This window comes from Stutzerimonas marianensis, assembly GCF_022810315.1.
Taxonomy (GTDB): Bacteria; Pseudomonadota; Gammaproteobacteria; order Pseudomonadales; family Pseudomonadaceae; genus Stutzerimonas; species Stutzerimonas marianensis.
In genome coordinates, this window is sequence record NZ_JALGRD010000022.1 from 1 (window position 1) to 11,979 (window position 11,979).

Consider the following 11,979-nt stretch of genomic DNA (forward strand, 5'->3'; position numbering starts at 1 on the left):
CACCACTTCCGGGCGGCCCACGGCCAGAGAAAAGGGGACAGATTTATTTATCAGACCCTTACCAGCCTAGATAATAAATCTGTCCCCTTTTTTCTAGAGGGTCAAATTCTTCGCCAGCGGCCTGACCGCTGGCAGCGGTAGCCGAGAAGTAGCAGAAAGATAGCCGCTAGATAGGGGAGAGATAGCAACAGATAGTCGAAGATAGCAGCGAGATAGCACAAAAGAAGCAGCTCACCGGCATGATGCAGACATGATGCAAGTTGATGCAAGTTGATGCAGCGGTGAGGCAGGCATGTGGCAAGAATGATGCGTCGATGATGCAAACCACTGCCAATCAATGAATGATTTTGAGGCGTTAAGCAGGATGGATACCAAGCAACTCAACGAGACCAGTAAGTTTCTTAGCTATGTGCTCAGACATGAACCTCAAGCTATCGGTTTGCAGCTGGATAGCGAAGGCTGGGCAGATATCGAATCTTTGATAGCCGGTGCAGCTAAAGATGGACGGACTTTAGATATTTCCCTTATTCAAACGGTCGTCAGCAGCAGCGATAAAAAGCGTTTCAGCATCTCGGATGATGGCCAGCGCATTCGCGCCGTGCAGGGCCACTCAACTGCCAGCGTGAACCTTCAGCATGTAGAGAAAGAGCCGCCAGAGCTTCTCTACCACGGTACCGCCACACGCTTCCTAGAGTCAATTTTGCAGCAAGGGTTGATCGCAGGCTCTCGCCACCATGTGCACCTGTCGCAAGACATACCAACTGCTATTGCGGTTGGGCAGCGCTATGGAAAGCCTGTGGTACTAAAAATTGAAGCCCTGCGGATGCACCAACAGGGCTTCAAATTCTTTCAGGCAGAGAATGGGGTTTGGTTAACGAATCACGTGCCCATGAGCTTTATACATCAGGATTTAGCTCAATATTCGGCGCGTTCAGACTTATAGCGAGCCGACTCTTCGTAGGTCTTTTTAAGCCATTCGGAGAAATTCATAACACCCCCTCTTACCTCCCACCCCTGAGAGGCAAACGCATGCACATAAATAACTATTGGATCACCCGTGTGATCGCCCCCATCAAAGCAGGCAAAATCATCAGAGTCCTCTAGTTTTGCAAATGGAATGAAGTGAAGACCCGGGTACTGCCGCGCCAACTCATTAAGCCAATACTCTGCATCATCTTTGAATTCGCACAAGAACCACCAAGGCTCAAGATCCGGAATAGATTCCTGACTTATGAAATCAAGATAATCCTTAGAGAACAAAAACCCGGCAGGCAATACCGACTCAGGATACAAATAACGCTCACTCATTACTCGCGCCCCGTAATGCGTGGGGGCTGAGATGCCCCATATGTATTTTCCTTAGAAAAGCCACCTGTCTGCTTATTGATCCGACCAGTAATAGCCTCACCCCAGGTTTTGGGAACAAATCCTTTCTTGGGAATTGTAAAGCGCTTTATCTCAGAGGCGCTAAGCAAATCATCAAATCCTCTAACTGTTGCTTTGACATCTATCCCTGCCTCCCTGGCCGCAGCAATACGAGTGTTGTCGATAGAGGTCAACTTCCCATCAGGCATTCTTACAACATCCACCGGATCGCCCTTCCAACCATCAGACTTCATACTTTTCACTAGATCGCTATAAGTGAAAGCTCCCCCATCTTTATCTGTCTTATTGAATGTAACGGTATTCTGCGAAAAACGAATATCGTCAGCCTTATGGGAAGTGGCATTAACTATTCCTTTTGGACCCCCACCCGCCGCCACTGGCTTCTTAGCCAGCGTCTGGTTGGCCAACTTGATCTCTTCAGCCAGTTGCCGCTCTGCTGCTTTCGTGAACGGCGCCAACTCTGCAGAAGATGGCGTTTTGCCCGCTAACAAATTATTCAGCTTGGCCGCCGATTCAACCAAGTCAGCCGATACCTTCCCAGAGACTTTACCCACCCCGGCAAAGATACCGGCAAGCTTAGCGGCTTTTGCCGAAGGCCCAAGCAAATCCCACGCATCAGGACTTACCACATCTGCGAGCAACACCCCACCTTGCTTAACGCCATCGACAAAGTCCAGGCTCTGTTCGCGGTGCGTTCGCCAGCCGGGCATAAGCTGGTCTAAATCCGCAGCAAGATCAGCAGCACTCTGCTGCGCAAGCCTCTGCACCTCAGCATCGGCCAACAGTTTTTGCTCTAGATCAGCTCGATACGCCGCCTGAGCACGCATTTCCGTAAGTTGCTTGAGCCCTTCCGGATCTTTGGCAACCTCGACGAGCTTTTCAGCCTCCTGTCGCTGACTCCGCTCAGCCGCACTTTCTGCCGACCTGTTAGCTTGACCATTGAGAATGGTTTGTACGCTGTTGCCATCCTGCCACTGCCGAGTGTTGAAATCCGCCTCGGCCACAGCGAGGGCGTAGCCTTGCAACTTATCCAGTGCAGCTTTCCCTTCAGCGATCTCTGCTTTGATCGCCTCGCAATTACCGTTCTGTTCGCATTGCGCCAAGCGCGCGCGGTTGGCGTCGCTAATCTTGCGGAAATCATCGCGAATCTGCTGACAGTCGCCACGCAGGCCGCAGCCTTCCAAGGCGTTGACCATGGCTTCCACGTCTTGGTGACGCAGATAGTTGTTCGCAGTGGCATTGGCCGCCACCGCAGCAGCAGCCTGTACATCGCCGCCGGTAAGGCCTGCAGCCAGCACGCCGATAATCTGCGAGGCTGCCACTAGGTTGTGCATGCCTTGCTGATATTCAGGACTAGTGCGATCTACGCCCTGAGGTAACAGCTTCTCCGCCAAAAGGCCCACTAGAGCTTCGCTGGCACCCGCCGCCAGCGCACCAGTGCGGAAGTCGCCGCCCGATGCTTCGGCTAGCAAACCGCCCAGTGCTGCGTGCAGGACGATCTTTTCCAAGCTGCCGCTTTTCAGCTCCAGGCCGCCGATGGCATCTGCACCGATGGCGCCCGCGACGATCACGGCATTGCCGATAGCGGCTTCAGCCAGGTTGCTCTTAAGGCTGCCACCATAGACAGCGGTCTTGACGCCGGCATCCACAGCCGTTTTGGCAGCGACTTGACCGACGCTCTTCCAGTCCAGGCCCAGGTCAGTCGGGCTGTAACCCATCTTGGCGCCAACCCCCGCAGTCACTCCGCTGACCACATAGCCTTTGATGGCATCCTTGGAAGTGACGTCTTTGAAAACGGCGCTCAGATTGCCTTTGTTGCTTATGGCGCTATTGGTCGCAGTAGTGGCCACTGACGCCGCTACCGCCCCTTGGGCACCGGTCAGACCAAGACCAGCCGGCCCCATGATGACGGCCATGGCGATGGCAAGGATCAGCTGCGCCCCAGCCCCCAACCCCGAATGGCTGTACTTGAAGGAGTCATGTATCTCCTTCACCTGCCGCCAATCGACATCCCCGCGCTGCTCCATCTCCTTGAGCCAGGCCACCTCGGGGTCGGCCTTGACCATGGCGTCGATGGTCTGGCTGACCGACTGCTGATTGACCTCCTTGACGTCGATCCTCAGGCCGTCCACGGCCTGTATCACCAAATCGCCCTTGGCGATCAACTGGCTCTGGTAGAGGGTTTCATCCGTACTGCCCTTGCCCTTGGCTGATGTCCAGGCCCAACTGTTGCTGCTCTTCTCGTGGCTCTCCTGATCCAGATCCTTGACCGCTTCGAAGGTGATGCTGCCGCCGCTGTCGAGGATCAGATCGTTGCCGCTTTCCAGGCGGGCTTTCTGGTACAGCTGGTCGCCTTCACTGACCAGGATCAGATCACCACCGGTGGTGATGGAGCTGCCTATATTCCGCACAGTGGTGACTTCATCGCGCTGGGTTTTCTTCGCGCCGAAGCTGCCCTTCTTCTTCATGTCGTACAGCGAGTAGTCGCTGTCCTCTGCGGCGAGTAGCGAAAGATCGCGGCCGGCATACAGGTAGGCATCGTTGCCGGCTTCTACACGACTGGCAATCAAACCGATGTCGTCGCCTGCTGCGAGCAAGACTTCCCCGCCTGCCTGAATCAGTGAGGAGACCTGCGAAACGTTATCGTTCTGCCGTGTGGTTTTTGTCTTGCCCTGCTTGCGGTACGAGTATTGGTGGTACTCGTCAGCTGCGGAGGCGACGATCAAATTCTCTGCCGCGTCGATAGTGATGTTGTCGCCAGCCTTCACCTCACTGGCGATTACCGCTACGTCGCGCCCCGCGGCGACGTCAAGGTCACCGCCCACTGTTACGCTGGAGCCGTATTGAGTAACGCTGTTCTCGTAACCCGATTCCCGCTTACGACGGTATTCGTAAGTGTCGATTTCTTCCTGGCGATCAATGACGACATCACGCCCTGCATTCAGGCTGGCGTCGCCTCCTGCCTGCATCACGCTGCCAATATTCTGGATGTCGCGACCTGCGACAATGGCCAAGTTGCCACCGGCTTCGATCCGAGCGGCGTTGTTGACGATGTCATTGCGGATTCGGTCGTTACCACCGCTGGCGAAGGTGGTGGTAACGGTGCGTTCGTTGATCACGTCGCCGGTCAGTGCAGTTAGGCTAACGTCCCGCCCTTTTAGAACGCCGCCCGACGCGTTCTGCAAGCTATCGATGGCCATCAGCTGCAACCGCTCGTTGGCCTCCATCAGGCCAGCGTTAATGACTGTGGCCGCACGGGCATTGAGGTTCTGGCCAGCGCGTAGCGTTCCTCGGTTTGAAAGGTCTCCACCGCTGATCAGGTTGAGATCTCGCCCCTGGATCAGGGCACCATTGCCGGCCAGACGTCCTTTGGCCTGCGCGAGGTAGACCACCGGCACGAGCACCCTCTCGCCAAGAATCTGCTGCTCCTCCATCCAGACAATGTCATGAGTCAATGCTGCAACCTGCTCGGCGGTCAGGCTTACACCAAGGCTGAGATTCAGCGCCTCTTTGCTGGCCAGGGCGTTGTCCATCAGATAGCGATACATGGCTTCATCGCTGTGGAGACCGGCGAGATAGCGCTGTCCGGTACGCGCGACAATCGCATCTCGGACGAGGCGCTGCTCGTATAGGCCGTCACCGAGACGCTTTTGTGTCTGATCGGTGTTGTAACCCAGGTTGCCCAAGAGGTAGTCCGAACTCATGAACTGCTTAAGGTTGGTCAGGGCCGGGTTGGTTTCTACCAAATAGCGGTGAGCATTAGCCGAACGATTCACGATATGTTGCAGACCTTGCCCATCAATGACAGTGTCTGCCGCCCCCTCGCTACTGAGCCGGAACAGGCCGTTAACCCCGGTTGGCAAGCTGAAGCCTGGAAGCGCGACTGGATCAATCTGCTTTTGGGAGAGGTCTGGCGGTAGTTGTGAGGTGATGGCTACGCGCTGGACGAAACTGCCATTACTGACGCCTGTATCACGATCGCCGATCAGCCCGGTTCCCTGCGCGTGACTACGCACCACATCGTTACGAAGCTCCTGGGTCGCGTTGATGGTGACGTTTCCACCGGCTTGTACGATGGCAGGAGCAGAAGCTGAACCTGCCGTCTCGACTACGCTCTTGCTGGTATTGTAAAAACCGCCAGCACCGCCAACACGGATAATCTCGTCAATGGTTAGTTGAGAATTGCCGGACCCGGCTTGGACGATGTCGTCCAACGTCATCTTGCCCCTTTGGGCTACACTCGCATTGAACCGGTCCTTGGCTGCTATGAAATCGCTATAGAGGCCGCGGTCGCGCGTGTAAAAGCCGGATGAAACATTACGTTGCTCGCCACCGCCAGCGCCGATATTGGCGAAACTTGCGCTGTCGATAGTGATGTCACCTGCGGCCGAAACGGTGCTGTAAAGATTGTTAAATGACGTCCCTTTAAAGCTTAGATTGCCGCCGCTTGTGATGTACGCAGTCGGGGAATCCGACTTAATAACGTCCTCGAAACGCTCCACAGCATGGAAGTAGAGTTCACATCCTTTACCATCGCAGTAGTCGTTCCAATAGACGTTGACGTTACCGTCGGTAATCTGGCGCTCAGTGGTGAAATCATCTTTGCTATTGTTCAGTTGCCTGGAAAGCAGCCGCATATTCCCGGCGCTTTCCAGCGAGCCGGATAGGTTATCAATACGAGTTGCCCAGCCACCGCTATCGTTCCCGGTGATATCGAGCGTACCCATGCTATAGACATTGGCATAGCTGTTGACAAAGGTGCCGACCCGCAGCGCCGTATCGGCTCCGCTGAAAATCAGCCCATTGTCGTTGCTTAGCATTGGTGTGTAGAGCGTTAGCGAGTCAGCCGCTCCCAGCGTGCCGTTGTTGTTCAGCACGGCGGCACGTAGGGTGAAATCACCAACCGAAACTAGCCGGCCCCGATTCCATAGGGTGCCGGTCGCATTTACCTCCGAGCTGTCCCCTCCGGTGATGCCGGCTGTCGCGGAAGAAAGTGTCACGCTGCCAGCGCTAAGGGCGAGCCTGCCGTTGCTGGAAAGCGTACCGTCTCCACGGTAGGTACCAGCCCCTAACGCGAGGGACACTGTGCCGTCACTGGCAATCACACCATCGTTAGTCCAATTGGTACCCGTTAGGACCAGACCGTCCTTGGCAATAAGCTGACTACTGGCTGCCTGAGTAAATGTGCCAATGTCGAGCACCATGCTGCGTGCTTGCAACGACCCGCTATGTGCCCAGCTGTCCGCCGAGAGGGAGACGTCGCCATTGGTGAACAGCGCGCCGCCTGCATTCATGATCAAGTTGCTCGACAGACCGAAAACGCCTTGCCCGAGGTGTGAAAGCGTGCCGTCGGTATTGCTGTAGGTCGCAGCGGTCAGCACAAAATCTGTATTCGCCACTTCGATGTTGCCTGCACGGTTGTCGATCAGCCCACTCGACCTCAGGCTGCTCGTACCACTTGGCCCTAGCGCCCGCAACTGGCCCTTTCCATTCGACAAGCTGCCGATATCGAGCTCAAATGCACGTTGGGCTTCGATGAGACCGTAGGCATTGTTCAGCGAACCCGCCAGGCTGAAGTCTATGAGCTCCGCCGTCATTCGCCCGCCTTGTACCGACGTACTTCCCTGATTATCAACGTGCCGTGCGGTTACGGAGAGCAGGCTGGCGCCGTATAGTTCGCCACCCTGATTAAAGAGTGAGCCGGTAGTAACTTTGGTCTCGCCATCACTCGTGGACAGGTAGCCGCCCTGGTTGAATATCTGGCCTTGTGGGTCCGTAGCCCGAACGGTTAACCCGGACTTCGCCTGAATAGTCCCATTACGGTTGTCTAATAACTTGCCCAGCGTAAGGGCAACCCAGCTGGAAACGCTCCCAAGAATGCCTTGGCCGGCGTTGTTCAACTCATCAGCCTGGAGACTTACAGTTGCAGTTTCACTGACGATACGGCCGCCTCGATTGTCGAGCGTTGTGCTTACAGCCAAATCGACAGTGTTTGCCGCCTGTACCGAACCCGAACGATTGACAAACTCGCCCGCCTCAATCTCTACCGCACCGTTGCGACTGAACAGCAAGCCGCCATAGCTGTTATCCAGCTTGTCGGCAATGTTGGCGTAAACAAGGGCATCTCCGGCGATCACACCGCCATCCGTGTTTTCTAGCTGCCTCGCAAACAGCTGCAAAAGCCCTTCGCCGACGGCCTGCCCTGAGCGGTTGCGAATATTGTCACCACGCAACACCAGTGGGCCTTTGGCGGATACCACACCGCTGCTGTTATCTAGAAGGAGGCTCAATACGAGCGATAGCGAGCCTTGCGAGCTGATCTGCCCTCCCACATTGGAGAGCGAGTCGCCGTTGAGACCAAGCGATGTTCCGGCCGTAAGTGCACCGCCCACGTTGCGCAGACCACTGACAGCAAGGGTGAGATCGTCCGAAGCAGTGATGACACCGCCGTTATCCAGCTCACCGAGCTTTAGATTGACAGAGGACTGGCCGGAGATGATTCCGCCTTCGCGGTTATCCAGCCAAGCGGCGGTCAACGATTGCGCCTCTTTGCTGACGACGGCCCCCTCGCGGCGATTGTCGAGACCCTGGGAAAGCCTGACGGTAATGTTTCCATTCTTACTGGAGAGGGTGCCGGCGTGGCTATTATTCAGGGACTGTCCGGTGAGGCTTATCCCTTGCCAGCCGGAGATAAGACCTCCCTCGCTGTTATTAGACTTTGTTGTCGCTACGGTCAGCTCCCCTGTGCTGATGATCCGCCCCCCTTTGCTGTTATCCAGTACGCCGCCACTCAGCGAAATGGCCTCCTGACTGGTTATTTCTCCGCCACGGTTGGTCAAGACGTCAACTTGACCAACTATTGCCCTTTGGGCGTTTAAGACGCCACCTCGGTTGTCCAATGTACCGGCGTTAAGGTGCAATGAATCGCGCGCTGTGATTAAACCGTTCTGTGTGTTGTCGACGTCAGCCGATTCGATTGTCGTCACTGAGCCGCTAAGCCCGCCCCCGCTGTTATCCAGTTTGCTGGCGAGTTTTATGTCGAGCGTGCGGTTGGCAACCGCATTGCCAGAATTCCTCATCGAGCCGCTGTGAATGACGAGATCGGCCTCAGGGTTACGAGAGTTGTCAGGATGTAGTCCAGCTTCGATGTCGCCTTGGTTTACCAACCGTGCCGTTACGATTTTGATGCCGTCCGCTCCGGCCAGAAGCTGATGGTTAATCAACTGGGAGGACGCGTTTAAATCGGCCGACCGTCCCGCATACGCTTGCCCTTCTAGCTCGACATCCACACCGCGAACGATCAGATCGCGACTGGCCGTCGCTTGCGCCACACTCAACTGCCCATTGGCATCAATCCGGATATCCCCAGCACTGGCCGCCATATCGCCAGCCAGTTTCACACCCACACCCGCCTCGGTACCCACCAGACGAATCGCGCCGGCGTACATGCCGCCCAGCGCTGAGCTATCGATGGCGAGCAGCGGTTTGTTGCTGTCATCCGGCGCCTTGGCCGTTGCGGCAAGCGTGCTGGCATCAACCTCGTTGCGACCGGCGATGATATTCAGCTTGTTGGCGTGCAGCTCGGCGTTGATCTTTGCACTGCGGGTGATGAGGTCGAACTGGTCGACGTTGCTGGCGTTCAAGCCCTGGCCTTCGATGGCGATACTGCCGCCGTTGACGTCGAAGCGGTCCAGACGGCCGCCCTCGATGACCGGCGTGCCGGTGCTCAGGGTGACGCGTGGGGTGTTGATGAAGCCGCAGCCATCACAGGTAATCCCGTGGGGGTTGGCGACCACGACATGAGCAGACTTGCCGGCCACCTCGGTGTAGCCCTGCAGACGGCTGGCATTGGCGCCGGTGACCTCATTGAGGATCAGCCCGGCGGCTTTTCCGTTGAGGTTGGAATTGCCGAGGATGATGCCGCCCAGTTGCGTGCTCTGCGTGCGCTCAGTGGCATTGTTGAGAATCAGACCCTGCTGGCCGACGTTGTAGTCCTTGAACTTGTTGTGCGACAGCCCGTTGCCGTTGGGGGCGGCGATGTTGACGATCGGTACGCCGTTGCCCGCCTGCCCAATCGTGGCACCGCTGCCCGCGGCCACCGTCAGGTCAGCTGCGGCGCTGACGATTGGGTTGAGGAACATAACGCCGACTAGGATGGTGGCGACGTTCTGGAAGAAGGGGCTGCGTACGTCCATGTTCAAGACTCCGGCTCTGCTTGGCTCAATCAGGTGTGAGGGAATGAGCTCCGCTCATCCCGGCCAGCCGCGTGCGGCTGGCGATGCGTTCTAAAAAAACAGGTCGACTCGGAAGTAAACCGGGCGCTCGCGCTCGGAGATCACATCCGGCCGCTCGAGCGAGCGGGCAAAGGTGACAGCGGCAGCCACATGCGACCCCCGCGCACTCAGTTCGAGGCCATGACCGGACAGCCGGCCGCGCATGTCAGGGTTGTACCGCCCGCCATGGATCACGCCTACGTCATAGGCATACGCCAGCCCATACTCCTGCAGGAACGGACGCAGCGGTTCCCAGCTGACCGGGCGGCGCCAGCGCAGCTGGTTGCGCCAGTACCCCCCGGTATCGCCGGACAGGGACTGCTCCTTGAAACCGCGAACCGAGGCCAACCCGCCAATGCTGATGCGCTGCGGGCTGTAGAGCACGTCCTCGCTCTTCTGTGCGTTTAGCAGCGAATCGAAACTGAATGACTCGCCCCACAACTGGAAGGGCTGCAGCGCACTGAGGGTCAGCGTGTATTTGTGATAACGGGCGTCCGGCTCCCCATGGATTGGGTCGCCACGACGCTGGGCGTCGAAGCTACCGGTCCCGTGCTGCCAGCCAATGTCGGCGTTGACGAAGGCCGTGCCGATGCGCCGGCCATGATTCAGGCCAAGCTGCGTTTCGGAAAGTCGCTGGCTGGACACGTCGAGCAGGCTGTTCTCGATGTAGTTGCGGGTACGCAGATGGGCGAGGCCGAAGCTGATGGCTGTCTTGCTGACCGCGTCGCGATGCAGCACCCGCTCGGCATTGGCTTGGTGACTCTTGCTCTCGCCATCCATTTCGAAGAGAAAGCTCGACGCCTCACCCTGGGTGCGGTAATAACTCTGGTTGTAGCTGTAGCTGAACGTCCACCAGCCGTACGGCAGGCTGTAGGCCAGCCCCTGATTGGCTGAATGTCGAAACTCATCGCTTACCGCATCACCGCCGCCGTAGAGCCTGAGTTGGTCCGCCAGCCCCAGCGGGCTGTCCCAATCGAAGCCGATGCCCCATTGTTGCTCGCCGGTACTCTCTTCACCGTTGTTATGCCGATTGAGGCTGACACGCCACGGCTTGAGCGGATCGCCTTTGAGGCTTACGCGACTCCCGCCAACCTGCTCGCCTGGCAGCAGTTCCAATTGTGCAGGCCGGGACGGCAGGCGGTTCAACTGATCGACCAGCTGTTCCAGTTCGCGCAGATCGACCACATCGCCCGTCTGGCCAGGGAAGGCCATTGCCAGTTCGCGGTCAGTGGCGACGGCGGACTGATCGAGCCCTTCGAGGCGCCCCTCGATGACGAGGACCTCGAGATCGCCATCTGCCATGTCCTGCTGCGGTAGATAGGCGCGGGAGGTGACGTAGCCACGATCGATGTAGAACTGGGTGATCGTTTTCAGCAAGGCGTTGAGTTGATTGGCGCCCAGGCATCGGCCTTGATACGGTTCCAGCAGTTCCGCCTGTTGCCGCTCAGTCATGAGCGCAGCGCCTTTCAGGCGGATGGTCTGAATCTCGAAACAGCGCGGGTCGTCCGGCACAGGCTGGGGCTCTACCGCATCGCGCCCAGGAAGCTGCTGGAGCTCCTCCAGACGCCGGCGCTGCTCTTCCAGCAGCCGCTCCTGGCGGTCTCTGATCAGGTCGCGCTCACCAGGTGACGGTGCAACCTGAGCGCTGGCGTAGCCGGTCGGCAAGGAAATGCAGAGGAATGTAGCGAACAACAGCGGACGCATCGCAACCATCCTTGGTCAGATAAAGCAGAGGGTGGCGATGATGGGCGTTGTGCCACTACCGGACAATTACCTCTGGTCTTCGAATGGCGCCCGAAACAGGAACGACGTCGCATTTCCGTAAAAACATCAACATTCAACGGAACCAACACCAGACGCGGATATCCCGCATCACCCATAAAAAAGAAAGGCGCCCTAAGGCGCCTTTCGTCATCGCTACGCGATCGTCAGACCTTGGCGCGCTCGTAGCGCTTGCGGTCGTTTTCGTTGAGCAGCTTCTTGCGCAGTCGGATCGACTTCGGCGTCACCTCTACCAGTTCGTCGTCGGCGATGAATTCCAATGCCTGCTCGAGGGTGAACTTGATCGGCGGGACCAGGGCGATGACTTCGTCCTTGCCGGACGCGCGCATGTTGTCGAGCTTCTTGCCCTTGGTGGGGTTGAGCACAAGGTCGTTGTCACGGCTGTTGATGCCGCACAGCTGGCCTTCGTAGATTTCGTCGCCGGGCGCCAGGAACAGCTTGCCGCGCGCCTGCAGGGTTTCCAGCGAGTAGGTCAGTGCCGTACCGGTGGCCATGGAGACCAGCACGCCATTCTGGCGGTTGGTCACTTCACCCGCCT

The 11,979-nt window shown here is 57.4% G+C and carries 4 protein-coding genes and 1 pseudogene; 1 reads left to right on the plus strand and 4 read right to left on the minus strand.

All coding sequences use genetic code 11. The annotated features are described in order from the left end of the window. Positions 1 to 364 precede the first annotated feature (364 nt). The gene (locus tag MST27_RS21950; RefSeq protein ID WP_243607987.1) at positions 365 to 943 is read left to right on the plus strand and encodes an RNA 2'-phosphotransferase; all 579 of its coding nucleotides are present in this window, start codon (positions 365 to 367) and stop codon (positions 941 to 943) included. Here the strand turns inward: MST27_RS21950 and MST27_RS21955 are convergent. The 4 genes and pseudogenes from MST27_RS21955 to MST27_RS21970 all read right to left on the minus strand — a co-directional run. Next, positions 916 to 1,308, minus strand: coding sequence for a hypothetical protein (locus MST27_RS21955; protein WP_243607988.1), 393 nt, complete (start codon positions 1,306 to 1,308; stop codon positions 916 to 918). The two genes, MST27_RS21950 and MST27_RS21955, sit on opposite strands and share 28 nt — an antisense overlap. After that, complete coding sequence (locus tag MST27_RS21960) at positions 1,308 to 9,581, minus strand: two-partner secretion domain-containing protein (RefSeq protein ID WP_243607990.1); 8,274 nt, start codon at positions 9,579 to 9,581, stop codon at positions 1,308 to 1,310. The genes MST27_RS21955 and MST27_RS21960 overlap by 1 nt, the downstream gene beginning before the upstream one ends. Positions 9,582 to 9,671: 90 nt before the next feature. Next, entirely contained in the window at positions 9,672 to 11,363 is a 1,692-nt protein-coding gene (locus MST27_RS21965; protein WP_275973360.1) for a ShlB/FhaC/HecB family hemolysin secretion/activation protein, read from the minus strand. A gap of 224 nt (positions 11,364 to 11,587) precedes the next feature. Then, positions 11,588 to 11,979, minus strand: a pseudogene (locus tag MST27_RS21970) (translational GTPase TypA); the annotation flags it as partial.

What these genes read in the sequence shown, in the direction of transcription:
- MST27_RS21955 (WP_243607988.1), bottom strand. Translation starts at nt 1,308, where the DNA reads ATGAGTGAGCGTTATTTGTATCCTGAGTCGGTATTGCCTGCCGGGTTT.
- MST27_RS21960 (WP_243607990.1), bottom strand. Translation starts at nt 9,581, where the DNA reads ATGGACGTACGCAGCCCCTTCTTCCAGAACGTCGCCACCATCCTAGTC.
- MST27_RS21950 (WP_243607987.1), top strand. Translation starts at nt 365, where the DNA reads ATGGATACCAAGCAACTCAACGAGACCAGTAAGTTTCTTAGCTATGTG.
- MST27_RS21965 (WP_275973360.1), bottom strand. Translation starts at nt 11,363, where the DNA reads ATGCGTCCGCTGTTGTTCGCTACATTCCTCTGCATTTCCTTGCCGACC.